The following is a 24,378-nucleotide window of genomic DNA, read 5'->3' as shown; positions in this document are numbered from 1 at the left end:
TCAGAACTCAGAACAGGAAGTACCGCTGGGCCATGGGCAGTTCGGTCGCCGGGGCCGCCTCGACCAGCTCCCCGTCGATGTGCACGGCGAAGCTGTCGGGATCGACCCGCACGTCGGGCCGCGCGTCGTTCTCGCGCATGTCGGCCTTGGTGACCCCGCGCGTCGACTCGATCGCCGCGAACCGCTTCCCGAGCCCCAGCCGCTCCGGCAGCCCGGCCTCGACGGCCAGTGGGGCGACGAAGTTGAGGGAGTTGGAGGCCGGCGCCCGCCCGATCGCCCCGTACATCGGCCGCGGCAGAATCGGCTGCGGAGTGGGGATCGAGGCATTCGCGTCGCCCATCTGCGCGTACGCGATCTGCCCGGCCTTGATGACGAGCTGCGGCTTGACGCCGAAGAACGCCGGTTCCCACAGCACCAGGTCGGCCAGCTTGCCGCTCTCCACCGATCCGATCTCCCGGGCCAGGCCCTGGGCGAGCGCGGGGTTGATCGTGTACTTGGCGACATAGCGACGGACGCGACGGTTGTCGGCCCGGCCGTCCCCGGGCAGCGCGCCCCGCCGCCGCTTCATCACGTGCGCGGTCTGCCAGGTCCGCATCACGACCTCGCCCACGCGCCCCATGGCCTGGGAGTCGGAGGAGATGATCGAGATCGCGCCCAGGTCGTGCAGCACGTCCTCCGCCCCGATCGTGGAGGGGCGGATCCGGGACTCGGCGAAGGCCAGGTCCTCCGGCACCGCCGGGTTGAGGTGGTGGCACACCATCAGCATGTCGAGGTGTTCCTCGGCGGTGTTGACGGTGAACGGCCTGGTCGGGTTGGTGGAGCTGGGCAGGACGTACGACTCGGAGACCACCGTCATGATGTCCGGCGCGTGCCCGCCGCCCGCACCCTCGGTGTGGTACGCGTGGATGCCCCGCCCGGCGATCGCGGCAAGCGTGTCGCCCACGAACCCGGCCTCGTTGAGGGTGTCGGTGTGGATGGCGACCTGGATGCCGGTCTGCTCCGCGACGGTCAGCGAGGCGTCGATGACGGCCGGGGTGGAGCCCCAGTCCTCGTGCAGCTTCAGGCCGAGTGCACCGCCCCGGATCTGCGACAGCATCGCCTCGTGGGAGACGGTGTTGCCCTTGCCGAGGAGGCCGATGTTGAGCGGGTAGGCCTCCATCGCCTCCAGCATCCGGGCGAGGTGCCAGGGACCGGGGGTCACCGTGGTGGCCTTGGAGCCCTCCGCGGGGCCCGTACCGCCGCCGACGAGGGTCGTGATGCCCGAGGAGAGGGCCTCGTCGGCGATCTGCGGGCAGATGAAGTGCACGTGCGCGTCGATCGCGCCGGCCGTGAGGATCCGCCCGTTGCCCGCGATGATCTCGGTCTCCGGGCCGATGACCAGCTCCGGGTGGACGCCGTCCATGGTGTCGGGATTGCCGGCCTTGCCGATGCCGGTGATCCGGCCGTCGCGGATGCCGACGTCGGCCTTGACGATCCCCCAGTGATCGATGATCACCGCACCGGTGATCACCGTGTCCGGTGTGCCCTCCGCGCGGGTGGCCCGCGCCTGGCCCATGGACTCGCGGATGACCTTGCCGCCGCCGAAGACGGCCTCGTCACCGGCGAGACCGGGGCCGCCGGAACGGTCCTCCTCGATCTCGACCAGCAGGTCGGTGTCGGCGAGGCGGATCCGGTCGCCGGTCGTCGGGCCGAACAGGTCCGCGTAAGCGGCACGCGAGATCTCAGGCATCGAGGGCACCTCCGGTCTCCCCGCGCAGGCCGGGCACCACACGGGCGCCGGCCAGCGGAACGAGTTCGACGTCGACGGGGATCCCGGGCTCGAAGCGCACGGCCGTGCCGGCGGCGACGTTCAGCCGCTTGCCGCGCGCGGCGGCACGGTCGAACTCCAGGCCGGGGTTGGCCTCGGCGAAGTGGTAGTGGGAGCCGACCTGGACGGGCCGGTCGGCGGCATTGAGGACGGTGAGGCGGGTGACCTCGCGGCCCTCGTTGTAGGCAATCGGGTCCTCGGCGAACAGGAACTCTCCGGGAATCACGGCGGTCTCCCCGTCAGACGATCGGCTCGTGGACGGTGACAAGCTTGGTGCCGTCCGGGAAGGTGGCCTCGACCTGGACGTCGTGGATCATCTCGGGGATGCCCTCCATGACGTCGTCCCTGGTCAGGAGTTTGCGCCCGGAGGACATGAGCTCCGCGACGGTCCGGCCGTCCCGCGCGCCTTCGAGGATGTGCGAGGTGATGAGCGCGACCGCCTCGGGGTGGTTGAGCTTCAGCCCACGGGCCCGGCGCTTCTCGGCGACGTCCGCCGCCACGTGGATCAGCAGTCGTTCTTGCTCGTGCGGGGTCAGCTGCACGTCCCACCTCACAGTCGTCACTCGGGGCCGTGCGGGGCCCGGTTGCCGCGGCCACGGGGCAAAGTGCCAGGTGGCGTGGATCGGCAGGCTAATTGGACCGCGTTTCGGGCACGTTAACCGAGCTGTGATCCACCGGTGCCCTCGCCCCGCATGCCCGTCAGGGCCCGCAGGCCGTCCTGGAGAACCTCCACCGGGGCGGGTCCGAAGAGGGACTGCTGCGCGATGAAACCGAGCACGGCGGCGATCATCGTGCGGGCCACATGGTCCGGCGCCACGTCCGCCCGCATCATGCCGGCCTCCTGATAGCCCTCGACGATCTTCGCCCAGGCCGCGCGGACCGAGCCGTAGCCCTCCCCCAGCAGGAGCGCCAGCTCTTCGTTGCGCAGGGTCTCCGTCCACACCTGGACGACGAGCCGGGGGAAGGCGGGCCGGCCGTCGACGACCAGGGACTCACGGGCGGCGAGCGTCCTGCCGAGGACGGAGGCGACGAGTTCGTCCGGCGGCGGGGGCGGACTCTGCCGTGCCGCCTCCTCGAACGCCTCGCGGACGGAACCGAGCGTCTCGGTGACGATCGCGCCGATCAGCTCCTCCTTGCCGCTGAAGTAGCGGTACACAGCCCCCGCCGAGAGATCGACCTCCTTGAGCACGTCCTGCATGGACGTGGCGTGGAAGCCGTTGCGAGCGAAGCAGAGCGCGGCGCCGTCGAGGATCTGGCGGCGGCGGGCGTCGAGATGTTCCTGGGACACGCGGGCCATGATCCCCAAAGTAAAACGAATATTCATTCTTGACAAGAGGCCACCATCGGAGCACCGTGAGGGCAGAGCAAAAACGAACGATCCTTCTTTTTGACGTTCCGGTTCCGCTCGCTTCAGGAGACCCTCATGCCTTCCCGCAACCGCACTGTGATCGCGGTCGTCGCCCTCGTCCCCGTCCTGGCAGCCCTGGCCCTGTGGGCCTTCGCCTGGCCGGCCTCCCGCATCGCACCCCGCGACCTACCGCTCGGCGTGGCCGGACCGCCCGCCGCGGCGGCCCAGGTCGAGCGGCAGCTGGAGCGACACGAGGGCGCCTTCGAGATCCACCGCTACGCCGACGAGGCCGCCGCCCGGGACGCCATCGAGGAGCGGAGCGTGTACGGCGCCGTCGTGGTCACGCCGCAGGGGCCCGAACTGCTCACCGCTTCGGCGGCCAGTCCGGTCGTCGCGCAGTTCCTCCAGCAGGCCGTGGCCCAACAGGCCGTCGCCCAGGGCACACAGATCAAGACGGTCGACGTCGTGTCCGCCCCGGCCAGCGATCCGCGGGGCGCGGTGCTGAACGCCGCCGCACTGCCCCTCGCCCTGGCCGGCATCGCGGCGGGCGCGGTCGTCACCCTGCTGGGGCTGCGCGGCTCCCGGGCCGTGATCGCGCTGCTCGGCGCGTCCGCCCTGGTCGGTGTGGCCGCGGCCGGGATCGCGCACAGCTGGCTCGGGGCGCTCAGCGGTGACTGGTGGACGGAGGCGTCGGTGCTCGGCCTGTCCACGCTGGCCGTCGGCGGGGCCGTCGCCGGACTCGCCGCCCTGATCGGCACCGCCGGCGTGGGCGTCGGAGCCGCCGTGGTGATGCTGATCGGCAACCCCTTCTCCGGCGCCACCTCGGCCCCTCAGATGCTGCCGGAGCCGGCCGGGGCGATCGGCCAGTGGCTGCCGCCCGGCGCGGGTACGACCCTGCTGCGCTCGGTGTCGTACTTCGACGGCGCGGCGGCGACCGGGCCCGCCCTGACGCTGACCTGGTGGGCGGTGCTGGGCCTGGGTGCCGTGCTGCTCGGCGGCTCGCTCAGGGCACGGAAGGCGGGCGCCGCGCCCGCGGCCGACCGGCGGGAGCTCTCGACCGTCGGCTGACCGGCGGGAGCTCCCGGCCGTCGGGCGACCGGCAGGAGCTCCCGGCCGTCGGCTGACCGGCGGGAGCTACCGGCCGTCGGCCGGCCCGCGCCCACATGAGGAGACCGTGCGTCCCCGCCGCAGCGGACGGGGGGCACGGTCTTCCGTCTGCACGGGGCCGGGACCGTCCGTACGGGGCGGGGATCTAGTGGCCGGCCCTCCGGTGCTCCGCCGCGATGCCGAACCGCTGTGGTTCGCCGGGAGCGGACGCAACCTGGCGGACCGTGGACACCGCGCTGACCACCTGCTCCTCCACGGCCTCCGCGAGCTCCTGGCCCTCTTCGAGTCGCCGCAGGTCATCGGCCGAGACGAGGGCGACGAGGGGCTTGCCGTGCCGGGTGACGACGACGCGTTCACCGGCGTACACCACACGGTTGATCAGGTCGGCGAGCTCAGCCCTGGCTTGCGTCACCGGAATCTCGTAGGCCATACCCCCATCATAACGTGACGTACGTCCTGTACATTTTTTACAGACACGGCTGTCGCCGGAGACAGCTCTGCCCGCGAGGAGGGGTTCGCCATGACCCGACCGTCCGCCCGCTACGTGCTGCCCGAGTTCACCGAACGCACGACGTCCGGGCAACGGACGATGGATCCGTACGCGAAGCTCCTGGAGGAGCGGATCGTCTTCCTCGGGGCGCCGGTGGACGAGACCTCGGCGAACGACGTGATGGCCCAGTTCATGCATCTGGAGCACCAGGCCCCCGAGCGCGACATCTCGCTCTACATCAACTCTCCCGGCGGCAGCTTCCATGCGATGACGGCGATCTACGACACGATGCAGTACGTCTCCTGCGACGTGGAGACGATTCTCCTGGGTCAGGCCGGTGCCGCCCCCTCGGTGCTGCTGGCGGCGGGCACGCCCGGCAAGCGATTCGCGCTGCCCGACGCGCGTCTGGTGATTCATCAGCCGGCGCTGCCCGAGCCGATCCGGGGTCAGGCGAGCGATCTGGCCATCCAGGCGGACGAGTTGACGCGCATCCGGAGCCGGATGGAGGAGATGCTCGCGCTGCACACGGGCCGCACCCGGCAGCAGGTGAGCGCGGACATCGAGCGGGACAAGGTCCTCAGCGCGCGCGAAGCGGTGGAGTACGGCCTGGTGGACGGCATCATCCCCAGCCGCAAGGCCACCCTCGCCCCGCCGACCGGACAGTGAGGACCCGGTGCTCCCGCCCGAACTGCCACCGCTGCCCGCCCTGACCCGCGCCGAGGCGGAACTGATCGACCGTTACCTCGACGTGGTCGACCTGCTCGGCCGCATCAACCCGGCCCGGGACGGTGACACCTACCGCGGGCTGCGTGCCGCCCAGGCCCTCGTCGGCAAGGCGACCGCGTTGCGTGACGCTCTGGCCCTGATGCACCAGCGGGGCGAGACGGAACTGCACGCCGCCACCCTGGCCCGGGCGCTGCGGGTACTGGACGGCGAGCGGCGCACGGCCCGGCTCACCCTGCCCCCGGAGTCCGTCAGTTGACGCGCGCCGTCGGCCCGGATGCCCGACGCGACGTCGGAGCGTGGGGAGCTGAGTCGAAACGAACCAAAAGACGTACCCCTGTTCGGAGTAGGCGGGGGACCAATTTGGGGACCCTTCCGGTTGCGCAACGCGCGTAGCCGCAGGGGGGAATGGGACATTCCGTCGCTGGTCCGACGGTCCGCGAACCCGTGAACAGTGGCGCGAACGCACACGTGTCCACCCGAACGGGTGAGTGGTGAGTAACAACACAAATCCCCGGTTCCGTTGGGAAATCCGGACAGGCATACGCCAAGATCCCCTACTGACGACAAGCCCCCGCCGCTGTGGCGGGGCGATCCGGGCGGACGCCGAGTCCTGCCGCCGCCCGGATGACCGGTCGACAGGAGTGGATCGGCAGGAGTGGAGGACCCAAGCACGACGGGTCGCCGGGACGGTCACGCCATGACCGGATCCGAGCAGCCCTTGGGGTGAAGCCGCGTCAGCGGCCGGGCAACTTTGTCAGCCCGAATCCGACAGGTCATCCTTCACAGGCGGCTGACGAAGGGTTGCGCATGACTGCGCTCAATCGTGTCCCGTCGCTCATGGCCCGAGCCGGTACGGCCTCGGCGCTGACCATCGCCGCTGTGGGCGGTTCGATCGTGGCCCCCGGCTTCGCCTCCGAGGCCGCGGCAGCCACACCGGCGACCAAGGCACTCCAGATCGCGGCATCCAAGAAGGGTTCGCCCTACAAGTACGGGGCGATAGGGCCGCACCGGTTCGACTGCTCCGGGCTCACGCTCTACTCGTTCAAGAAGGCCGGCAAAAAGCTCCCCCGCACGGCTGCCCAGCAGTACAACAAGACGCGCCACATCTCCGCCAAGAGCCGCAAGGCGGGAGACCTGGTGTTCTTCCACTCGGGCAGCAACGTGTACCACGTCGGCATCTACGCGGGTAAGAACAAGCTCTGGCACTCCCCGAAGAGCGGGGACGTGGTGCGGCTGCAGAAGATCTGGACCAAGAGCGTCTGGTACGGGCGCGTGAAGTGATCCGCCCGGCGTGCGGCGGCGTCCTTCACGCGCCGCCGCACGCCGGAGCGTGACACGGGCTCTTGTGGATACCCGTGATGTCATGGCCGAGCACCGTCCCTGCACCGCGCGCAACGAGACTCCGCTGCAACGCGCCGACCGCAACTTCGTCGAGCTGCTCCAGGAGCTCCGCGTCACCCAGACGGGTGTGCAGATCCTCTTCGCCTTCCTGCTGTCGCTGGCCTTCACCTCGCGCTTCGGGGACCTCGACACGGTCCAGCGCGTCACCTACGTGATCACGCTGCTGCTGGCGGTCCTGGCCGCCGCGCTCTTCACCGCGCCGGCCGCGCTGCACCGCTCCCTCTTCCAGCAGGGCGCCAAGCCCCGCATAGTGCAGGTCTCCTCGCGCCTGGCCACGACAGGTCTGAGCGTGCTGGTGTTCGCGTTCAGCGGCTCGGTGCTGCTGGTGGTCGACGTGACCACGGGCCGTCCCGGTGGCATCGCCGCGGGCGCCGCGACCTTCCTGGTCTGCGTCGGACTGTGGGGGGTGCTTCCGCGGCTGGTGCGACGGGCGGGGCTGCACGGGGAACGGGACGGCGCCGAGGGGGCCACCGAGGAGGATCCGGAGGGGGCCGAGATCAGGATCCCCGCACCGCTGCGGCGCACTGTCCGGCAGCCGTCAGGGCTTCGAGGGGCGGCAGCACACCGGGAGGCGTCGGCTCGGCACCGGTGACGGTCACGGGCTCCGGAGGGCCGCGAGGCGCTCAGTGGGCTGCGTAGAGCCGTGGGACGGCCCGGATGCGGGTCGCGCGGGCCGGCGTGCGTCGAGGGCACCCGATGGGGGGCCTTCAGGTCTGTCAGGTTCTCAGGTCTTTCAGGGTCCTGCTGCGACCGGCTACGGCTCCTGCTGGCCCGCCGTCGTCACCGGCCGGACCGGAACGGCCCACGGGAGTTCGATCGAGACGGTCTTGCCGCCCTCGCGGGTCGGGCGGATGCGCAGTCTGCCGCCGCACTCGGCGGTCAGCCAGCGGATGATGACCAGGCCGCGGCCGTTGTCCTGCTGGACGGCTGCGGGCAGGCGTCTGGGGAAACGCGGGTGACTGTCCGTGACACCGATGCGCAGCTGTTCGTCGCGGTCCAGCACGACGTCCACGGTGAAGGTGGGCGACTGGCCGAAGGTGTGCTGGACGGCGTTGGTGGCGAGTTCCGAGATGATGAGCCGGACGGTGTCGGACACGTCCGTGTCCGCCGGCAGGCCCCACTCCGCCAGCGTGCTCACCACATAGGCACGCGCTGCGGAGACCGAGGCGGGATCGCTCGGCAGAGTGACGGATGCTTCCAGATGGTCTGCCATGGCGACGTCGTCCCTTTCCCACGGGACCGTAGCCCGACACGGAGCGGATGGTTCGAGTACGGTCCCGGACTGGTGCTTCGTCGTCAGACTGCCACCAGAACACCCGTGAAGGTCGGCGATCCACCAAGATATGCATATATCTGTCGCTCAAAGCGGTGAACTCTGCGCCGCGAAACCGTATTTGGGTGGCTCCGAAGGAGTAAGGAGGAGCGCATGCAGCACGGTCCCGCGGTGCGCCGCCGGAAACTGGGCGCCGAACTGCGTGCGCTGCGCTCCTCGGCGGGGCTCACAAGCGGTGAGGCGGCCCGGCTGGTGGGCTGGCACCAGTCCAAGGTCAGCCGGATCGAGACGGGCACGAGCGGGGTGAAACCGGCCGATGTGCGGTTACTTCTGAATGCCTACGGTGTCACGGACGCCCAACTCCGCGAACTGCTCATGATGTTGGCGGGCGCCGAGGACAGCGACGGCCGCCACCACTGGTGGCACGCCTACCGCGGGGTGCTGCCGCCGACCTACCGGGACTTCATCAGCCTGGAGTCCCAGGCCGGCGCGATGCGCACGCTGGAGACCACCGTCGTCCCGGGCCTGCTCCAGACGCCCGAGTACGCGCGTGCGGTGACCCGGGCCGCGGTGGAGGGGCTCCCGGAGGACCGGCTCGACACACTGGTCGAGGTGCGGCTGGCCCGGCAGGACGTGCTGCGCGCCGATCCCCCGCTGGAACTGAGCGCCGTGCTGGACGAGGCGGTACTGCGGCGGGAAGTGGGCGGACCCGGGGTCATGGCCCGCCAGCTGGAACGACTCGTCGAGGCGGCCCGGCTGCCCCAAGTGCGCCTGCAGGTACTGCCGTTCGCCGCCGGAGCACACATCGGCGTCACCGGACCTTTCGTTATCTTCTCATTTTCGAGCACTTCTGATCTGGATGTGGTTGTTCTCGACCACTTGACGAGTAGCCTCTACCTCGAACGGAAAGAAGACCTCCAGGCCTACACGGAGGCCTTCAACGCCCTTCAGATCCACGCCCTTTCGCCCGAGGACTCGTTGGATTTCATCGCCGGGACAGCCGCCGGCGCGTAAGGAGGCACCATGCGTGCACTGCCTCGTCACGTCCCCTCAAGCATCGAACTGCACGGTGTGCGGTGGTTGCGCAGCAGCTACAGCACCGGCGCGAACAACTGCGTCGAGACCGGGTGCCCGGATGCCCCGCCCTGGGCCGGGCTGCTCGCCGTGCGCGACTCCAAGGACCCGGCCGGACCCGCGCTGCTCTTCTCCGCGGGGAGCTGGCAGGCCTTCGCGGCCGGGGTGGACCGTATGTAGGCGCGCTTGCGGGCGCGTTCGATCAGACCGTCATCGTGCGACGCACGGCCGTGTCACGCCGACTCATGGCCGCGTCTCGCCGATCAGCCGTACAGCGCGTTCGATCTGCTGACCGGTCAGGTCCGCGCGTGCGGTCAGCCTGAGCCGTGAGATCCCGTCCGGCACGGAAGGGGGCCGGAAGCACCCCACGGCCAGGCCCGCCGCGCGGCACTGTGCCGCCCAGCGCACGGCGTCCTCGGGAGAGGCCGCCCGCACCGAGACCACCGCGGCGTCCGGACGGACCGCTTCCAGACCCGCGGCGGTCAGGCGTGCGTGCAGTTCGCCCGCCACCGCGCGGGCCCGTGCCGCCCGCTGCGGCTCGCGGCGCAGCAGCCGCAGGGCCGCCAGGGCCGCCCCCGCCGCCGCGGGGGCGAGTCCGGTGTCGAAGATGAACGTCCGGGCCGCGTTGACCAGGTGGTCGACGACCCGCGCGGGGCCGAGGACGGCTCCGCCCTGGCTGCCGAGCGACTTGGAGAGGGTGACCGTCGCGACGACGTCGCCGGCGCCCGCGAGGCCCGCCCCGTGCGGAGCGCCGCGGCCGCCGTCACCGAGAACGCCCAGTCCGTGGGCGTCGTCGACGACCAGCCCGGCACCCTGCTCCCGGCAGGCCCCGGCGAGCGCGGCGAGGGGGGCCGCGTCGCCGTCGACCGAGAAGACCGTGTCGGACACGGCGATCGCCGTGCCCTCGTGGGTCGCCAGCGCCTTGCGCACGGCGTCCGGCTCGGCGTGCGCCACCACCTGGGTGGTGCCGCGGGCGAGCCGGCAGCCGTCGATGAGCGAGGCGTGGTTGCCCGCGTCGGAGACGATCAGGGAGCCGTGGGGGCCCAGCGCGGTGACCGCGGCGAGGTTGGCGGCGTAGCCGGAGGAGAAGACGAGGGCCGCCTCGAAACCGCAGAAATCGGCCAGTTCCCGCTCGAGTTCGGCGTGCAGTTCGGTCGTTCCGGTGACGAGCCGGGAGCCGGTCGAGCCGCCGCCCCAGTCCCGCGCGGCCCGGGCGGCGCCCTCGGTGACCTCGGGGTGGCGGGCCAGCCCGAGGTAGTCGTTGCTTGCCAGGTCGAGCAGCGGCGAATCGGCCGGACGGGGGCGCAGAGTCCGTACGAGTCCGGCGCGGGCGCGCAGCTCCGCCTGCTCGTCGATCCAGCCGAACGCCATGGGTGGTCTCCCGGGGAATTTGTAGGCAGTGCACAGACACTAGCGGGGCCACCAGCAGGTCAGTGTGTGGCAATACCCACACCTCGAAGCGACTCTGTTGTGCGAACTCTCCTTTGCCCCGGGCGCCTCCTTAGGACAGGATCGGCTCCCATGGACCTGCTGAACACGCTGGTGGACAAGGGGCTTCGGCGCGAGCTGCCGACCCGCGACGAGGCACTTGCCGTCCTCGCGACGTCCGACGACGATCTGCTCGATGTGGTGGCCGCGGCCGGAAAGGTGCGCCGGCACTGGTTCGGCCGACGGGTGAAACTGAACTATCTCGTCAACCTCAAGTCCGGCCTCTGCCCCGAGGACTGCTCCTACTGTTCGCAGCGGCTCGGCTCGACGGCCGGGATCCTGAAGTACACCTGGCTGAAGCCCGACCAGGCGTCCGACGCGGCGGCGGCCGGGGTGGCCGGCGGCGCCAAGCGGGTCTGCCTGGTGGCGAGCGGGCGCGGCCCGACCGACCGGGACGTGGACCGGGTCTCCGAGACGATCAAGGCGATCAAGGACAACAACGAGGGCGTCGAGGTGTGCGCCTGCCTCGGACTGCTCTCCGACGGCCAGGCGGAGCGGCTTCGCGAGGCCGGCGCCGACGCCTACAACCACAACCTCAACACGTCCGAGGCGACGTACGGGGAGATCACCACCACGCACACCTACGAGGACCGCGTCGACACCGTGCAGAAGGCGCACGCGGCCGGTCTGTCCGCCTGCTCCGGGCTGATCGCCGGCATGGGCGAGACGGACGAGGACCTGGTGGACGTCGTCTACTCGCTGCGTGAGCTGGACCCGGACTCGGTTCCGGTCAACTTCCTGATCCCGTTCGAGGGCACTCCGCTCGGCAAGGAGTGGAACCTGACCCCCCAGCGGTGCCTCAGGATCCTGGCGATGACGCGGTTCGTCTGCCCGGACGTCGAGGTGCGGATCGCGGGCGGGCGCGAGGTCCATCTGCGCACGATGCAGCCGCTCGCGCTGCACCTGGCCAACTCGATCTTCCTCGGCGACTACCTCACGAGTGAGGGCCAGGCCGGCAAGGCCGACCTGGAGATGATCGCGGACGCCGGCTTCGAGGTGGAGGGCACCGACCAGGTGACGCTGCCGGAGCACCGGGCCGCCGGGGGCTGCCACGACGGTGGCGGCGCCTGCGGTTCCGGGGGTGGCGGAGCCTGCGGCTCCGACGCCGCGCCGGAGGTCTCCGAGCCCCGTACGGCCCCGGACGCCCGTACCGACCTGATCGCCGTCCGCCGCCGGGGCGCCGGAACGGACCTCGCGCCCAATGCCTGAGCTGACGGTGCCCGAGCTGCTGGAGCTCGACCGGCGGCATGTGTGGCATCCGTACGGCCCGATGCCCGGGCGGCAGGAACCGCTCGTCGTGGAGTCGGCGAGCGGGGTGCGACTGCGGCTCGCCCACGGCTCGCACGTCGCAGACGGTTCCGGTGTGCCGGACGGCCCGCGCGAGCTCGTCGACGGGATGTCGTCCTGGTGGTCGGCGATCCACGGCTACAACCACCCGGTGCTCAACGAGGCCGCCCGCGAGCAGCTCGGGCGGATGTCCCACGTGATGTTCGGCGGGCTCACCCACGAGCCCGCCGTGCGGCTGGCGAAGCTCCTTGTCGACATGTCGCCCGAGGGCCTGAAGCACGTCTTCCTGGCCGACTCCGGGTCGGTGTCGGTCGAGGTGGCGGTCAAGATGTGTCTGCAGTACTGGCGTTCGCTCGGCCGCCCCGGCAAGCAGCGGCTGCTGACCTGGCGCGGCGGCTACCACGGCGACACCTGGCAGCCGATGTCGGTGTGCGATCCCGAGGGCGGGATGCACGGCCTGTGGACCGGGGTGCTGCAACGTCAGGTGTTCGCCGACCCGCCCCCGGCACAGTTCGAGGAGGCGTACGCCGAGCAGTTGCGGTCGCTGATCGAACAGCACGCCGGTGAACTGGCGGCGGTGATCGTCGAGCCGGTGGTGCAGGGCGCGGGCGGGATGCGGTTCCACTCCCCTGCCTATCTGCGGGTGCTGCGCGAGGCGTGCGACGCGCACGACGTGCTGCTGGTGTTCGACGAGATCGCGACCGGCTTCGGCCGTACGGGTGCGATGTTCGCGGCGGAGCACGCGGCCGTCACGCCGGACGTGATGTGCGTGGGCAAGGCGCTGACCGGCGGCTATATGACCATGGCGGCGACGCTGTGCACCGCGCGGGTGGCCGACGGCATCTCGCGGGGCGAGGTGCCGGTGCTCGCACACGGGCCGACGTTCATGGGCAATCCGCTCGCGGCGGCGGTGGCCTGCGCCTCGATCGAGCTGCTGCTCGGTCAGGACTGGCTCGCGGAGGTCAAGCGGATCGAGACGGGACTGCGGGACGGGCTCGCGGCCGCCCGGGACCTGCCGGGCGTGAAGGACGTACGCGTCCTCGGCGCCATCGGCGTGGTCCAGCTGGACCACGCCGTGGACATGGAGGCGGCGACGCGGGCTGCCGTGCGCGAGGGCGTGTGGCTGCGGCCGTTCCGCGATCTGATCTACACCATGCCGCCGTACGTGACGGGCGACGCGGACCTGGCCAGGATCGCGCGCGCCGTGTGCGCGGCGGCGCGGGAGGGGTGACATGCCGGTACTGGTGATCACGGGCACGGGCACGGAGGTCGGCAAGACGGTCGTGACCGCCGCCGTCGCGGCGACGGCGCTGGCGGCGGGCCGTTCGGTGGCCGTGCTGAAGGCCGCACAGACGGGCGTACGGCCGGACGAGCCCGGGGACGCCGCCGAGGTGGCGCGCCTGGCGGGCCCGGTGACGACGGCCGAACTGGCCCGGTATCCCGAGCCGCTGGCCCCGGCCACGGCGGCGCGCCGGGCCGGCCGGGCCCCGGTCCATCCGCACGAGGTGGCGGAGGCCGCCGCCAAGCTGGCCGCCGAGCACGACCTGGTGCTGGTCGAAGGGGCGGGCGGACTGCTCGTCCGGTTCGACGCGGCCGGCGGGACCCTGGCGGACGCGGCCCGGTCGCTGTCGGCGCCGGTGCTGGTCGTGGCGCCCGCGGGGCTCGGCACCCTCAACACCACGGAGCTGACGGCGCGTGAACTGCGCTCCCGGGGGCTGGAACCGGCCGGGATCGTGATCGGGAGCTGGCCCGCGGCCCCGGATCTCGCCGCGCGCTGCAATCTCGCGGACCTGCCGGACGTGGCCGGAGCGCCGCTGCTGGGCTCCGTCCCGGAGGGGTCCGGCGCCCTGCCCCCCACCGCCTTCCGGGCAGCAGCGCCGCACTGGCTCGCGCCCGGGCTGGACGGTTCCTGGGACGCGGAGGCCTTCCGGGTACGGGAGGCGCCCGAGGCGCTCTGAGGGTCCCGGCTGACGCGCGGTGAAACCGGAGCGGACGTGATCGCGTGTTCAACCACGTACCTGATCGCCTCCGAAGGGACCACCTTGCACACGAACGCATCACGCCCGTCCCGCCGCACGGCCCTCGCGATGGGCACGGCCGCAGCCGCTCTCGCGCTGGGCGGCGGCACGGCACACGCCTCGACCGCCACCGGCGGGGCGACCGCGCGGTTACGGGAACTGGAGCAGGAGCACACCGCCCGGCTGGGCGTGTACGCCCGCAACATGCGCACGGGCCGGACGGTGGCCTACCGGGCCGACGAGCGCTTCCCGATGGCCTCGGTGTTCAAGACACTGGCCGCCGCGGCGGTACTGCGCGACCTCGACCGCGACGGCGAGTTCCTGGCCCGGCGCATCCACTACACCCAGGCCTACGTCGACGCGTCGCAACACTCCCCCGTCACCGAGAATCACGTGGCGACCGGAATGACCGTGGGCGAACTGTGCGACGCCACCATCCGCTTCAGCGACAACACCGCGGGCAACCTGCTGCTGAAGGAGCTGGGCGGACCGACCGCGATCACGCGCTTCGCCCGCTCGACGGGTGACCGTGTCACCCGGCTGGACCGCTGGGAGCCCGAGCTCAACTCCGCGGAGCCGTGGCGCGTCACCGACACGACCTCCCCGCGCGCCATCGGCCTGACCTACGCCCGGCTGGTGCTCGGCGACGTGCTTGAGCCCCGGGACAAGGCCCGGCTCACGGACTGGCTGCTGCGCAACACCACGAGCTTGGAGAGGTTCCGCAAGGGTCTGCCGGCCGACTGGCTGCTCGCCGACAAGACGGGGGGCGGGCAGTACGGCAGCAACAACGACGTGGGCATCACCTGGCCGCCGGACGGTCCGCCGATCGTGATGTCGGTGCTGACCACCCGGTCGGAGGAGGACGCCCCGGCCGACAACCCGCTGGTGGCCCGGACGGCCGCACTGCTGGCGGCGGAACTCGCCTAGCGTGACCGGCCTCGGCAGGACGTCGTGGGACGCCTGGCCGGTGACCGGCGCCCTCGGGGTCGCCGGTCTGCTCGCCCTGCACTCCGCCGTGCCCGACGGGGTCGGGCGGCTGGGGAGCCTGCTGGAGACGTTCCTGCCGTGGCTGGGCTCGGCGGTGCCGCTGCTCGCCCGCCTCGCCGCGCTCAGACGGTCGGTGCCGGGACTGCTCGCCTGTCTGGCACCCGCCGTCGTCGCGGTCGCCTCCAGCGCCGACACCTCCGTCAGCCTCACCCCCCGGCCCAGCACCTGGTCGGTCCTCGGCACCGGCAGGCCGGCCGGCTGAACGCGAAGCTCCCGGACGGCGCGTGCAACCGGGAGGTGAGCGGGATCGACGTTGTCGTCGGCCACGTGGTGCTGGACGACGGTCAGGTCGTACGGGGGCGAGGAGAACCACATCCCGCCGAACAGCCAGAGCCAGACAGCGACCACCTTCCGGTGCTGGGCCGCGTACTCCTGCGGTAGGCGGCAGGGGTGCGCCGGGCTCGTCCGGGGGACAATCCCGGTAAGGCGCAAGGCCGGCCTCGTCAGGGAGGTTCCCATGCCGCTCCGCTCCGGCAAGGTGTCGCAAGACGCCGTGCACCATCCGCTGTTCGCCCGCTGCTACGCCCGGATCAGCGTGGCCGCAGAGACCCGGATGGGCATGGGCCCGATACGCGGGAGACTGCTCGGCGGGCTGTCGGGGCGGGTGATCGAGATCGGCGCGGGCAACGGGCTGAACTTCGCGCACTACCCGGGCACCGTCGCGGAGGTCGTGGCGATCGAACCGGAGCGGCGGCTGCGCCACCTGGCCGTGGAGGCCGCTCTGCGAGCCGAGGTGCCGGTGGACGTGGTGCCGGGTGCGGCCGAGGCGCTGCCGGTCAAGAGCGAGGGCTTCGACGCGGCCGTGGTGTCGCTGGTGCTGTGCAGCGTGCGGGACGTGCCCCGGGCGCTCGCGGAGCTGCGGCGGGTGCTGCGGCCGGGCGGCGAGGTGCGGTTCTTCGAACACGGCCGGGGCGGCGGCCGAGCGATGACCCTCACGCAGCAGGCGCTGGACCGGACGGTGTGGCCGGTGCTGAGCGGGGGCTGCCATGTGGCGCGGGAACCCGTGCGGGCGCTGCGGGACGCCGGGTTCGAACTCGGCCCCTACCGGCAGGTGCTGATGCCTGCGGAGGGGCCGCAGCTGCCCACCTCGTACTGCGTGCTCGGGACCGCGTGGCGCCCGGTCGGCGGGTGATCACAGGCTCCACTGACGCAGCTCCTGCTCGATCTCCCGCACGGAGGCCTCGCCGCTCTTGACCAGCCGGGCGAGGTCGCGGACCTGCTCGGGCGAGGTGATGACCTTGACGCCGCTGGCGACGAGGTACGCATAGGCGACGGCGGAGGCGAACAGGGCGTTGGAGCGTTCCAGCGCGGGGACGTGGATCAGCAGCTGGAGCAGGGCGGCGGCGCGGGCGTGCGGGCTGTCGTAGACGGGGACGTCGAACACGGCGGCCTGGTGGCGGGCGACGGCGGCGACGAGGGCTCCCCAGTCTGTGACCTGGGGGTCCCCCGGGGTCTTGTGCTCGGCGAGCATCAGCAGCCAGGCGAGGTCGATCTCGAGGTTGTTCAACGGTTCAGTGGCGACCTTCGCGCGTGCCCTCGCGGTCCTCCCCCACTCTCGGCTTCGCTCGAGCGGGGGCACCCCCACCGAACTCCTCGGCGAAGACGGACTCGTACTGCTTCATGAAGTCCGCGGCGGCCTCCACGAAGGTGTGGCCCACCTCGCCGGTGTCCTGTCTGACCAACTCCTCGATGTAACGGTTGACGCTCATCCCACGGGCCAGGGCGCGTTCGCGGGCGGCGCGCGCGGTGCCCTCGTCGACGCGCACGTTCAGCTGGGTCTTCGCCATACCTCGAAGCTAGCGCGGAGGTGCTAGCACCGGCAAGGGCGGTGTCCGACCCGCGGAGGATACCGAGTGTGGGCCGGGTCACATTACTCTCGGGCAGGGTTGGAGCCACGCACGTCCACCCAGAGGAGGCGGCCTTGTCCACACCTGCTGCGGAGCACGCTCCCGGCCTCGCGCCGGCCGACGGAATCGCGGCCCGCGCCCGCGGTTTGACCAAGGCGTACGGCACGGGCGAGACGGCCGTGCTCGCGCTCGACTCGGTGGACGTCGACGTCGTCCGGGGCCGGTTCACCGCGGTGATGGGCCCGTCGGGTTCCGGGAAGTCCACGCTGATGCACTGTCTGGCCGGGCTCGACACCGTCTCGGCCGGTCAGGTGTGGCTGGGGGACACGGAGATCACCGGGCTGAGGGAGCGCGAGCTGACGCGGCTGCGCCGGGACCGGATCGGGTTCATGTTCCAGTCGTTCAACCTCATCCCGACCCTGAACGCACTGGAGAACATCACCCTGCCCATGGACATCGCGGGCCGGAAACCGGACGGGAAGTGGCTGGACCAGGTGATCGACACCCTGGGCCTTCGGGACCGGCTGGGGCACCGGCCCTCGCAGCTCTCCGGCGGGCAGCAGCAGCGCGTGGCCTGCGCGCGGGCGCTGGCCTCCCGGCCCGAGCTGATCTTCGCGGACGAACCGACCGGCAACCTCGACTCGCGCGCCGGGCTGGAGGTGCTCGGCTTCCTGCGCGAGGCGGTGGACCGGCTCGGGCAGACGGTCGTCATGGTCACCCACGACCCGGGCGCCGCCGCCCACTCGGACCTGGTGCTCTTCCTCGGGGACGGCCGGATCGTCGACGAGATGCGGCGCCCGACGGCGGAGGCGGTCCTGGAACGGATGAAGAGGTTCGACGTGATCCGCACCCGCTCCGAGGACGCCGGCGCCCCGGCGTCGGGCGAGGAGAACTGAGCCCGTGCTCAAGGCGACCCTGCGGAGCTTCCTGGCGCACAAGGGGCGGCTGCTGCTCTCCGCGCTCGCCGTCCTGCTGTCCGTCGCGTTCGTCACGGGGAGCCTGATCTTCTCGGACACCGTCAGCCACACGTTCGACCGGCTGTTCGCCTCCACCGCGGCCGATGTCACGGTCAGCCCGAAGAAGGACCTCGACGAGGCGCTGCCGTCGGGCCGCACGGCCACCCTGCCGGCCGCGCTCGCCGAACGGGTCCGGCAGGTCGACGGGGTCGTAGCGGCCCGCGCCGACGTCAAGGTCAACGGCCTCACGGTCGTGAACGAGGAGAACGAACCGGTGGGCCCGACCACCGGGGCCCCCACGCTCGGTTACGCCTGGAACCCGCACGAACGCAGCCCCGTGCGGCTGACCTCGGGCAACGCCCCGCGCGGACCCGCGCAGGCGCTGCTCGACTCCGAGACCGCCGACCGCAAGAACGTGCACATCGGTGACGCCCTCACGGTCATCGCACCCCCCGGGTCGTTCCGGGTCCGGGTGGTCGGCATCGTCACGTTCACGACCACGAACCCCGGCTCCGCCCTGCTCTACTTCGACACCCCGACCGCCCAGACGAAGCTGCTGGGCCGGGCGGGCACGGCCACGAGCATCTCGGTCGACGCGGCACAGGGCGTCGGCGACGACCGGCTCGAACAGCGCGTGGCCGGCGCGCTCGGCGCGCACACCTATGACTTCAGGACGGCCGGCGAACAGGCCGAGTCCGACGTCGAGCAGCTGGGCGGGTTCCTCGACGTCATCAAGTACGTGATGCTCGGCTTCGCCGGGATCGCCGTCCTGGTCGGCGTCTTCCTGATCGTCAACACCTTCTCCATGCTCATCGCCCAGCGCACCCGCGAGCTGGGCCTGCTGCGGGCGCTGGGCGCCGACCGGCGCCAGGTCCGCGCCTCGGTGCTCACCGAGGCGCTGCTGCTCGGCCTGGTCGGCTCCACGCTGGGACTCGCCGCGGGCATCGGGCTGGCGGCCGGGCTGATCGGGCTGATGGGCCTGTTCGGCATGAACATCGACGCCGACGAGATGCAGATCGGCTGGGTGACCCCCGTGGCGGCGTACGTCGTCGGGCTCGGCGTCACCTTCGTCGCCGCGTACCTCCCGGCCCGGCGGGCCGCGGGCGTCTCGCCGATGGCCGCGCTCTCGGACGCCGAGGTGGCCGGGGTGGGCCGGCCGCTGCGGGTGCGTGCGGTGGCGGGTGCGCTCGTGGGGGCGGCCGGTGCGGCGGCGCTCGCGGGCTGCGCCGTGTCCCGGCAGACGTCGTCGGCGGCTTCCCTGCTCGGGCTCGGCGTGGTGCTCACCCTGATCGCGACGGTGATCGCCGGGCCCCTGCTGGTGCGCCCGGTGATCCGGGTGCTCGGCGCGGCCTTCCCCGCGCTGTTCGGTCCGATCGGCCGGATGAGCCAGCGCAACGCCCTGCGCAACCCTCGTCGCACCGGAGCCACCGCGGCGGCTCTGATGGTGGGAATCGCCCTGGTCGGCGGGATGTCGGTGGCGAGCGAGTCGATGACCGCGTCGTTCGACCGGCAGATCGACACGACGCTCGGCGCCGACTTCGTCGTGCAGAACACCAACTTCCAGCCGTTCCCGCAGGAGGTCACCGACAAGGTGCGCCGCACGGACGGCGTGGGCCTGGTCGTGCGCGGAAGGTTCACACCGGTCGCGGTGCGCCTCCCGGACGGCGACCGCGTGGAGACCACGGCGGCGGGCTACGATCCGCGGCTCGACGAGGTCGCCGACATCACCTACGCGCAAGGGCACTCGGCTGCCGCGCTCGCACGCGGGCACCTGGCCATGGACCGGGACTTCGCACGCGACCACGGCGTCCGGGTGGGCGGCGTCCTCCCGGTGGAGTTCCCGGGCGGACGCTCGGCCGGGCTGACGGTCGGCGCGCTCACCGATCAGGACGCCGCCGAGGGGTTCGGCACCCAGGGCGGGCTGTTCTTCGGGCTGGGCACCCTGGAGCGGTACGCGCCGGGCGGGCGGGACTCCGCGCTGTACGTCAACGCCGCCGCAGGCACGAGCGACGACGATCTGCGCGCGCACCTGGAGCAGACCCTGGACCCGTACCCACAGGTGCAGGTGCGGGACCTGGCCGACTACAAGCAGCTGGTCCATGACCAGATCGCCGTCCTGCTGTACCTCGTGTACGCGCTGCTCGGGCTGGCGATCATCATCGCGGTACTGGGCGTGGTCAACACGCTCGCGCTGTCGGTCGTCGAACGCACCCGGGAGATCGGCCTGCTGCGGGCGATCGGGCTGGCCCGGCGCCAGCTGCGGCGGATGATCCGGCTGGAGTCGGTGGTGATCGCGGTGTTCGGCGCGGTCCTCGGGCTGGCGCTGGGGCTGGTGTGGGGTGTGTGCATGCATCAGGTACTGGCGCTCCAGGGCATGACGGCCCTGGCGATCCCGTGGGTCACGATCGTGCTGGTGGTGGCCGGTTCGGCGGTGGTCGGAGTGGTGGCGGCGCTGCTGCCGGCGTTGCGCGCCTCCCGCATGAACGTGCTGGCGGCCATCGCGCACGAGTGAGGTCCGGATGGTGAAACGGTCTGCCACGGGCAGGCGCGAGTGATGTGATCATGCGATGACCGACTTGCATATCCGGGCCGCGACGCCCGAGGACCTCGACGCCGTGCTGGCCTTCTGGAAGGTCGCCGCCGAGGGCACGAGCATCAGCGACGACCGCGCCGGGGTGGAGCGGCTCGTCGCGCGTGACCCCGAGGCGCTGATCCTGGCCGAACGTGGCGGCGAACTGGCCGGCACGGTGATCGCCGGGTTCGACGGCTGGCGCTGCCATCTGTACCGGCTGGCCGTGCATCCGGACCAGCGCCGCCGGGGCATCGCGACCGCGCTGCTCGCCGCCGCGGAGGCGCGGTTCGTACGGCTCGGCGGGCGCCGCGCAGACGCGATGGTGCTCACGCGCAACGAGACCGCGCAGCGGACGTGGGGAGCGGCCGGATACGGGGCAGAGGAGCAGTGGCGACGTTGGGTGAAGCCGCTCACCGAGTAGTCATGACCGCGAGGCCGTGATCACGACCAGAGGCGGACTTTGCCCATCCTTTACTCTTGAGTGGCCACTCGGTCCTGCATGAAAGGTTGTGAGCCTCCACCCATGGGCGAGCCTGCCCGCGCGCGACACCGCGCGTTCCGCCCCGTCCTGGAGAACCATGGAACGGGGGTGAACCGATGACCGAAGTGCTCCTCCTTCTGGCGGCGATCGCGCTCTCGCTGGCCTGCGGTGCCTTCGTGGCGGCCGAGTTCTCCCTCACCACGGTCGAGCGCGCCGAGCTGGAGCAGGCCGTCGAGCGCGGCGAGCGGGGTGCGCAGGGTGCGCTGAAGGCCGTACGGAACCTGACGTTCCAGCTTTCCGGGGCGCAGCTCGGCATCACGGTCACGAACCTGGTGGTCGGCATGCTCGCCGAGCCGTCGATCGCCGCCCTGATCGCCGGGCCACTGGAGGACCTCGGCGTCTCGCGCTCGGCGTCGCACAGCATCGCGCTGGTGATCGGCACCGCCTTGTCCACGATGTTCCTGATGGTCGTGGGCGAGCTGGTGCCCAAGAACTGGGCGATCTCCTCGCCGCTGACCGTCGCCAAGACCGTGGGCAACGCCCAGCGCTGGTTCAGTGCCGCCTTCCGGCCGTTCATCACGCACCTCAACAACACGGCGAACCGGGTCGTGCGACGGATCGGGGTCGAGCCGGCCGAGGAACTCGCCTCGGCGCGCGGGCCGCAGGAGCTCGCCGCCCTCGCCCGGCACTCCGCCAAGGAGGGCGCCCTGGAGGCGGACACCGCCGAGCTGTTCGTGCGCACGCTGAACCTCGCCGACCTGACCGCGGAGAACGTCATGACGCCCCGGGTGCAGGTCGTCGCGCTGGAAGTGCAGGCGACCCTGGAGGACGTGGCGAACGCCACCCGGGCGACGGGCCTGTCCCGGTTCCCCGTCTACCGCGGGACCCTCGACTCGGTCGTCGGGACGGCCCACGTCAAGGACGTGCTGGCGGTACCGGCCGAGCGCCGGACCCGGATCTACGTCTCCGAGCTGATGCGCGAACCCCTGCTGGTTCCGGAGACGCTCACCGTCGACCGGCTCCTGGACCGGCTCTCCGGCAAGCGCACGATGGCCGTCGTGATCGACGAGTACGGCGGCACGGCGGGCGTGGCCACGCTGGAGGACATCGTCGAGGAGGTCGTCGGCGAGGTGCGCGACGAGCACGACCCGCACGAGACGCCGGATCTGGCCGCAGCCGGCACGGACGAGTCCGGGCACGCGCTGTACTCGGCCGACGGCTCCGCACGCGTGGACCACCTGGAGCGGGTCGGGCTGCGCGCGCCGGAGGGGCCCTACGAGACGCTCGCCGGGCTGGTGGCGACGGTGCTCGGCCGGATACCGGCCGCCGGTGACACCCTCGAGGTCGCCGGCTGGCACCTGGAGGTCCTGGACGCCACGGGGCGCCGGGCGGCCCGCGTGCGGCTGCGCGCACCCCTCGACGACCACAAGCCCGACGAGAAGGGGGTGGAGCTGTGACCGTCGTCCAGCTGCTGATCGGACTGGCGACGCTCGTCGTCAACGCCTTCTTCGTCGGCGCCGAGTTCGCGCTGATCTCCGTGCGCCGCAGCCAGATCGAGCCCTACGCCGACCAGGGCGACCGGCGCGCGAAGAGCGTGCTGTGGGGCCTGGAGCACGTGTCCGCGCTGATGGCGGCCGCCCAGCTCGGCATCACGCTGTGCACCCTGGTGCTGGGTGTGGTGGCCGAGCCCGCGATCGCGCATCTGCTGGAGCCGGTGTTCCACGCGGTGGGCGTGCCCGAGGGCGCGGGGCACGCGGTGTCCTTCGTGATCGCGCTGTCCCTCGCGACCTATCTGCACATGCTGCTCGGCGAGATGGTGCCGAAGAACATCGCGCTCGCCGAGCCGGTGCGCAGCGCGCTGGCGCTCGGACCGCCCCTGGTGGCGCTGTCCCGTGCCCTGCGTCCGGTGATCTTCACGGTGAACGCCTTCGCCAACACGCTGCTGAAGCTGCTGCGGGTGGAGGCCCGGGAGGAGATCGCCGCCTCCTACTCGGACGCGGAGATAGCGCAGATCGTGAAGGACTCCAGCGAGGCCGGCCTGATCGACGACCGCGCCCAGGAGCGGCTGCGCGACGCGCTGGAGCTGGGCCGCCGTCCGGTGCGGGACGTGGTGCTGCCGCTGGAACGCGTGGTGTACGCGAGTGTGGGTGTCACGCCGGAGGAGCTGGAGCGACTGTCGGCGGAGTCCGGGTTCTCCCGCTTCCCGGTGGTCGACGAGGGGCGGCGGATCGTCGGATACCTGCATGTGAAGGACGCGCTGGACGCCGCCGGGCGTGATGTGCCGTTCCGGTTGCGGGACATGCGGCCCATCGCGCGGGTGCGGGAACACACGCCGCTGGACGACGTCCTCACGGCCATGCGGGGCAGCCGCACCCACCTCGCGGCGGCCCTCGGGGCGGACGGGCGGCTGGCCGGCCTGGTGACGATGGAGGACGTCCTGCGGGAGCTGTTCGGCCAGCGGGCGTGAGGAACCGGGCCCGGCGGGCGTGGGAGCTGGTCGTCAGCGGGCGTAAGGAACCGGGCCCGGCGGGCGTGGGAGCTGGTCGTCAGCGGGCGTGGGAACTGGTCGTCAGCGGGCGTGGGAGCTGGTCGTCAGCGGGGCCGAGACCCGGTCGGGCGGGGCCGACCGACTGACGGGTATGTGCACGGGATATTATTTCCGTCGCCATGCAGACGAACCCCACCCACAGCAGCCTGGTCGCCCTCGGCGACTCCTTCACCGAGGGCATGTCGGACCTGATGCCCGACGGCACCTACCGGGGCTGGGCCGACTTGCTCGCCGCGCGGATGGCCGCCCGGACGCCCGGCTTCCGGTACGCCAACCTCGCGGTGCGCGGCAAGCTGATCCAGCAGATCGTCGACGAGCAGGTCGACGTCGCGGCGGCCATGGGAGCCGACGTGATCACCCTGGTCGGCGGGCTCAACGACACGCTGCGGCCCAAGTGCGACATGGGCCGGGTCCGCGGGCTCCTGGAGGAGGCCGTGGAGAAGCTGGCCCCCGCCTGCCGGCAGCTCGTACTGATGCGCAGCCCCGGGCGGCAGGGCCCGGTCCAGGCACGGTTCCGGCCGCGCATGGAGGAGCTGTTCGCCTGCGTCGACGAGCTGGCCGCCCGGCACGGAGCGATCGTCGTCGACCTGTACGGCGCGCCCTCCCTGAGCGATCCGCGGATGTGGGACGTGGACCGGCTGCACCTGACGGCCGAGGGCCACCGCCGGGTCGCGGAGGCGGTCTGGCAGACGCTGGGCTACGACCCCGAGGACGCCGAGTGGCACACGCCGATGCCGGCGACGCTGCCGCCGGGCTGGGTCATGCGACGCGTGGCGGACGCGCGATTCGCCCGACAGCACCTGCTCCCGTGGATAGGCCGCCGCCTGACGGGCCGCTCCTCGGGCGACGGACTGCCCCCGAAGCGGCCGGAGCTGCTGCCGTACGAGGAACTGGCCTAGGACCTGGCG

At 71.8% G+C, this 24,378-nt stretch carries 28 protein-coding genes and 1 riboswitch; of the genes, 19 read left to right on the top strand and 9 right to left on the bottom strand.

What is annotated here, in order from left to right; translation table 11 throughout:
• Window positions 1-7: 7 nt before the first annotated feature.
• From FDO69_RS24285 to FDO69_RS24270, 4 genes are all read right to left on the bottom strand, one after another.
• The gene (locus FDO69_RS24285; protein WP_104781972.1) at window positions 8-1,729 is read right to left on the bottom strand and encodes an urease subunit alpha; all 1,722 of its coding nucleotides are present in this window, start codon (window positions 1,727-1,729) and stop codon (window positions 8-10) included.
• The gene (locus FDO69_RS24280) at window positions 1,722-2,033 is read right to left on the bottom strand and encodes an urease subunit beta (protein ID WP_104781971.1); all 312 of its coding nucleotides are present in this window, start codon (window positions 2,031-2,033) and stop codon (window positions 1,722-1,724) included. The genes FDO69_RS24285 and FDO69_RS24280 overlap by 8 nt, the downstream gene beginning before the upstream one ends.
• Window positions 2,034-2,046: 13 nt before the next feature.
• Window positions 2,047-2,349: an urease subunit gamma gene (locus FDO69_RS24275; RefSeq protein WP_104781970.1), complete on the bottom strand. Its 303-nt coding sequence runs from the start codon at window positions 2,347-2,349 to the stop codon at window positions 2,047-2,049.
• Between the two features lie 113 nt (window positions 2,350-2,462).
• The gene (locus FDO69_RS24270) at window positions 2,463-3,104 is read right to left on the bottom strand and encodes a TetR/AcrR family transcriptional regulator (RefSeq protein ID WP_104781969.1); all 642 of its coding nucleotides are present in this window, start codon (window positions 3,102-3,104) and stop codon (window positions 2,463-2,465) included.
• Between the two features lie 126 nt (window positions 3,105-3,230).
• On the opposite strand from FDO69_RS24270, the gene FDO69_RS24265 reads away from it, so the two are divergent.
• Entirely contained in the window at window positions 3,231-4,223 is a 993-nt protein-coding gene (locus FDO69_RS24265; RefSeq protein ID WP_104781968.1) for an ABC transporter permease, read from the top strand.
• Between the two features lie 184 nt (window positions 4,224-4,407).
• On the opposite strand, the gene FDO69_RS24260 is transcribed toward FDO69_RS24265, so the two are convergent.
• The gene (locus FDO69_RS24260; RefSeq protein WP_104781967.1) at window positions 4,408-4,692 is read right to left on the bottom strand and encodes a type II toxin-antitoxin system Phd/YefM family antitoxin; all 285 of its coding nucleotides are present in this window, start codon (window positions 4,690-4,692) and stop codon (window positions 4,408-4,410) included.
• Window positions 4,693-4,782: 90 nt separating this feature from the next.
• On the opposite strand from FDO69_RS24260, the gene FDO69_RS24255 reads away from it, so the two are divergent.
• The 4 genes from FDO69_RS24255 to FDO69_RS24240 all read left to right on the top strand — a co-directional run bounded on the left by FDO69_RS24255 (window position 4,783) and on the right by FDO69_RS24240 (window position 7,471).
• Complete coding sequence (locus FDO69_RS24255) at window positions 4,783-5,418, top strand: ATP-dependent Clp protease proteolytic subunit (protein WP_104781966.1); 636 nt, start codon at window positions 4,783-4,785, stop codon at window positions 5,416-5,418.
• Window positions 5,419-5,425: 7 nt separating this feature from the next.
• Complete coding sequence (locus FDO69_RS24250) at window positions 5,426-5,734, top strand: hypothetical protein (RefSeq protein ID WP_104781965.1); 309 nt, start codon at window positions 5,426-5,428, stop codon at window positions 5,732-5,734.
• A gap of 351 nt (window positions 5,735-6,085) precedes the next feature.
• Window positions 6,086-6,282, top strand: a riboswitch (cyclic di-AMP (ydaO/yuaA leader).
• A 3-nt stretch (window positions 6,283-6,285) separates the two neighbouring features.
• Window positions 6,286-6,759, top strand: a complete 474-nt coding sequence (locus FDO69_RS24245; protein WP_104781964.1) for a C40 family peptidase — start codon at window positions 6,286-6,288, stop codon at window positions 6,757-6,759.
• A gap of 82 nt (window positions 6,760-6,841) precedes the next feature.
• Complete coding sequence (locus tag FDO69_RS24240; RefSeq protein ID WP_104781963.1) at window positions 6,842-7,471, top strand: DUF6328 family protein; 630 nt, start codon at window positions 6,842-6,844, stop codon at window positions 7,469-7,471.
• 162 nt (window positions 7,472-7,633) lie between these two features.
• Here the strand turns inward: FDO69_RS24240 and FDO69_RS24235 are convergent, their stop codons facing one another.
• Window positions 7,634-8,092, bottom strand: coding sequence for an ATP-binding protein (locus FDO69_RS24235; RefSeq protein WP_104781962.1), 459 nt, complete (start codon window positions 8,090-8,092; stop codon window positions 7,634-7,636).
• Between the two features lie 213 nt (window positions 8,093-8,305).
• Between FDO69_RS24235 and FDO69_RS24230 the strand changes: the two genes are divergently transcribed.
• Window positions 8,306-9,166, top strand: coding sequence for a helix-turn-helix domain-containing protein (locus tag FDO69_RS24230; protein ID WP_104781961.1), 861 nt, complete (start codon window positions 8,306-8,308; stop codon window positions 9,164-9,166).
• Window positions 9,167-9,175: 9 nt separating this feature from the next.
• Window positions 9,176-9,406 carry a DUF397 domain-containing protein gene (locus tag FDO69_RS24225; RefSeq protein WP_104781960.1) on the top strand — a complete coding sequence of 77 codons (231 nt, stop codon included), beginning with the start codon at window positions 9,176-9,178 and terminating at the stop codon, window positions 9,404-9,406.
• A 63-nt stretch (window positions 9,407-9,469) separates the two neighbouring features.
• On the opposite strand, the gene FDO69_RS24220 is transcribed toward FDO69_RS24225, so the two are convergent.
• A complete protein-coding gene (locus tag FDO69_RS24220) occupies window positions 9,470-10,597 on the bottom strand; it encodes an 8-amino-7-oxononanoate synthase (protein WP_104781959.1) in 1,128 nt (375 codons plus the stop codon).
• 150 nt (window positions 10,598-10,747) lie between these two features.
• On the opposite strand from FDO69_RS24220, the gene bioB reads away from it, so the two are divergent.
• The 6 genes from bioB (at window position 10,748) to FDO69_RS24185 (ending at window position 16,198) form a co-directional block, all read left to right on the top strand.
• Window positions 10,748-11,923 (top strand): biotin synthase BioB, encoded by a 1,176-nt coding sequence (gene bioB / locus FDO69_RS24215; protein ID WP_104781958.1) that lies wholly within the window; start codon window positions 10,748-10,750, stop codon window positions 11,921-11,923.
• Window positions 11,916-13,232 carry an adenosylmethionine--8-amino-7-oxononanoate transaminase gene (locus tag FDO69_RS24210; protein ID WP_104781957.1) on the top strand — a complete coding sequence of 439 codons (1,317 nt, stop codon included), beginning with the start codon at window positions 11,916-11,918 and terminating at the stop codon, window positions 13,230-13,232. The genes bioB and FDO69_RS24210 overlap by 8 nt, the downstream gene beginning before the upstream one ends.
• A 1-nt stretch (window position 13,233) precedes the next feature.
• A complete protein-coding gene (bioD, locus tag FDO69_RS24205) occupies window positions 13,234-13,959 on the top strand; it encodes a dethiobiotin synthase (protein ID WP_104781956.1) in 726 nt (241 codons plus the stop codon).
• Between the two features lie 129 nt (window positions 13,960-14,088).
• Entirely contained in the window at window positions 14,089-14,946 is an 858-nt protein-coding gene (bla, locus tag FDO69_RS24200; RefSeq protein WP_104782086.1) for a class A beta-lactamase, read from the top strand.
• Window position 14,947: 1 nt separating this feature from the next.
• Entirely contained in the window at window positions 14,948-15,268 is a 321-nt protein-coding gene (locus FDO69_RS42905) for a hypothetical protein (protein WP_199838304.1), read from the top strand.
• A gap of 255 nt (window positions 15,269-15,523) precedes the next feature.
• Window positions 15,524-16,198, top strand: coding sequence for a class I SAM-dependent methyltransferase (locus FDO69_RS24185; protein WP_104781955.1), 675 nt, complete (start codon window positions 15,524-15,526; stop codon window positions 16,196-16,198).
• Here the strand turns inward: FDO69_RS24185 and FDO69_RS24180 are convergent, their stop codons facing one another.
• Complete coding sequence (locus tag FDO69_RS24180) at window positions 16,199-16,573, bottom strand: fic family toxin-antitoxin system, toxin component (RefSeq protein ID WP_104781954.1); 375 nt, start codon at window positions 16,571-16,573, stop codon at window positions 16,199-16,201.
• Window positions 16,574-16,577: 4 nt separating this feature from the next.
• A complete protein-coding gene (locus FDO69_RS24175) occupies window positions 16,578-16,853 on the bottom strand; it encodes a toxin-antitoxin system HicB family antitoxin (RefSeq protein WP_104781953.1) in 276 nt (91 codons plus the stop codon).
• A gap of 134 nt (window positions 16,854-16,987) precedes the next feature.
• Here FDO69_RS24175 and FDO69_RS24170 point away from each other — a divergent pair, with 134 nt between their 5' ends.
• From FDO69_RS24170 to FDO69_RS24145, 6 genes are all read left to right on the top strand, one after another.
• Window positions 16,988-17,809: an ABC transporter ATP-binding protein gene (locus FDO69_RS24170; RefSeq protein ID WP_104781952.1), complete on the top strand. Its 822-nt coding sequence runs from the start codon at window positions 16,988-16,990 to the stop codon at window positions 17,807-17,809.
• A 4-nt stretch (window positions 17,810-17,813) separates the two neighbouring features.
• On the top strand, window positions 17,814-20,381 hold the full coding sequence (locus tag FDO69_RS24165; RefSeq protein WP_104781951.1) for an ABC transporter permease: 2,568 nt from the start codon (window positions 17,814-17,816) through the stop codon (window positions 20,379-20,381).
• A gap of 55 nt (window positions 20,382-20,436) precedes the next feature.
• On the top strand, window positions 20,437-20,862 hold the full coding sequence (locus tag FDO69_RS24160; protein ID WP_104781950.1) for a GNAT family N-acetyltransferase: 426 nt from the start codon (window positions 20,437-20,439) through the stop codon (window positions 20,860-20,862).
• 176 nt (window positions 20,863-21,038) lie between these two features.
• Window positions 21,039-22,379 (top strand): hemolysin family protein, encoded by a 1,341-nt coding sequence (locus FDO69_RS24155; protein WP_104781949.1) that lies wholly within the window; start codon window positions 21,039-21,041, stop codon window positions 22,377-22,379.
• Complete coding sequence (locus tag FDO69_RS24150) at window positions 22,376-23,389, top strand: hemolysin family protein (protein ID WP_104781948.1); 1,014 nt, start codon at window positions 22,376-22,378, stop codon at window positions 23,387-23,389. Before FDO69_RS24155 ends, FDO69_RS24150 begins: the two co-directional genes overlap by 4 nt.
• Window positions 23,390-23,589: 200 nt before the next feature.
• Window positions 23,590-24,369 (top strand): SGNH/GDSL hydrolase family protein, encoded by a 780-nt coding sequence (locus FDO69_RS24145; protein WP_104781947.1) that lies wholly within the window; start codon window positions 23,590-23,592, stop codon window positions 24,367-24,369.
• Window positions 24,370-24,378 lie beyond the last annotated feature (9 nt).

The organism is Streptomyces tibetensis (assembly GCF_007655005.1).
GTDB lineage: Bacteria > Actinomycetota > Actinomycetes > Streptomycetales > Streptomycetaceae > Streptomyces > Streptomyces tibetensis.
Note: the sequence above shows the minus strand (reverse complement) of the source record. Positions and strands in the feature narration are given on the sequence as shown.

Excerpts from the sequence above, each read along its gene's own strand:
- FDO69_RS24245 (WP_104781964.1), top strand. The coding sequence starts at position 6,286 with ATGACTGCGCTCAATCGTGTCCCGTCGCTCATGGCCCGAGCCGGTACG.
- FDO69_RS24230 (WP_104781961.1), top strand. The coding sequence starts at position 8,306 with ATGCAGCACGGTCCCGCGGTGCGCCGCCGGAAACTGGGCGCCGAACTG.
- FDO69_RS24145 (WP_104781947.1), top strand. The coding sequence starts at position 23,590 with ATGCAGACGAACCCCACCCACAGCAGCCTGGTCGCCCTCGGCGACTCC.
- FDO69_RS24240 (WP_104781963.1), top strand. The coding sequence starts at position 6,842 with ATGGCCGAGCACCGTCCCTGCACCGCGCGCAACGAGACTCCGCTGCAA.
- FDO69_RS24160 (WP_104781950.1), top strand. The coding sequence starts at position 20,437 with ATGACCGACTTGCATATCCGGGCCGCGACGCCCGAGGACCTCGACGCC.
- FDO69_RS24260 (WP_104781967.1), bottom strand. The coding sequence starts at position 4,692 with ATGGCCTACGAGATTCCGGTGACGCAAGCCAGGGCTGAGCTCGCCGAC.
- FDO69_RS24185 (WP_104781955.1), top strand. The coding sequence starts at position 15,524 with ATGCCGCTCCGCTCCGGCAAGGTGTCGCAAGACGCCGTGCACCATCCG.
- FDO69_RS24255 (WP_104781966.1), top strand. The coding sequence starts at position 4,783 with ATGACCCGACCGTCCGCCCGCTACGTGCTGCCCGAGTTCACCGAACGC.
- FDO69_RS24235 (WP_104781962.1), bottom strand. The coding sequence starts at position 8,092 with ATGGCAGACCATCTGGAAGCATCCGTCACTCTGCCGAGCGATCCCGCC.
- bioB (WP_104781958.1), top strand. The coding sequence starts at position 10,748 with ATGGACCTGCTGAACACGCTGGTGGACAAGGGGCTTCGGCGCGAGCTG.
- bla (WP_104782086.1), top strand. The coding sequence starts at position 14,089 with ATGGGCACGGCCGCAGCCGCTCTCGCGCTGGGCGGCGGCACGGCACAC.
- FDO69_RS24220 (WP_104781959.1), bottom strand. The coding sequence starts at position 10,597 with ATGGCGTTCGGCTGGATCGACGAGCAGGCGGAGCTGCGCGCCCGCGCC.
- bioD (WP_104781956.1), top strand. The coding sequence starts at position 13,234 with ATGCCGGTACTGGTGATCACGGGCACGGGCACGGAGGTCGGCAAGACG.
- FDO69_RS24265 (WP_104781968.1), top strand. The coding sequence starts at position 3,231 with ATGCCTTCCCGCAACCGCACTGTGATCGCGGTCGTCGCCCTCGTCCCC.
- FDO69_RS24155 (WP_104781949.1), top strand. The coding sequence starts at position 21,039 with ATGACCGAAGTGCTCCTCCTTCTGGCGGCGATCGCGCTCTCGCTGGCC.
- FDO69_RS24175 (WP_104781953.1), bottom strand. The coding sequence starts at position 16,853 with ATGGCGAAGACCCAGCTGAACGTGCGCGTCGACGAGGGCACCGCGCGC.
- FDO69_RS24210 (WP_104781957.1), top strand. The coding sequence starts at position 11,916 with ATGCCTGAGCTGACGGTGCCCGAGCTGCTGGAGCTCGACCGGCGGCAT.
- FDO69_RS24285 (WP_104781972.1), bottom strand. The coding sequence starts at position 1,729 with ATGCCTGAGATCTCGCGTGCCGCTTACGCGGACCTGTTCGGCCCGACG.
- FDO69_RS24225 (WP_104781960.1), top strand. The coding sequence starts at position 9,176 with ATGCGTGCACTGCCTCGTCACGTCCCCTCAAGCATCGAACTGCACGGT.
- FDO69_RS24270 (WP_104781969.1), bottom strand. The coding sequence starts at position 3,104 with ATGGCCCGCGTGTCCCAGGAACATCTCGACGCCCGCCGCCGCCAGATC.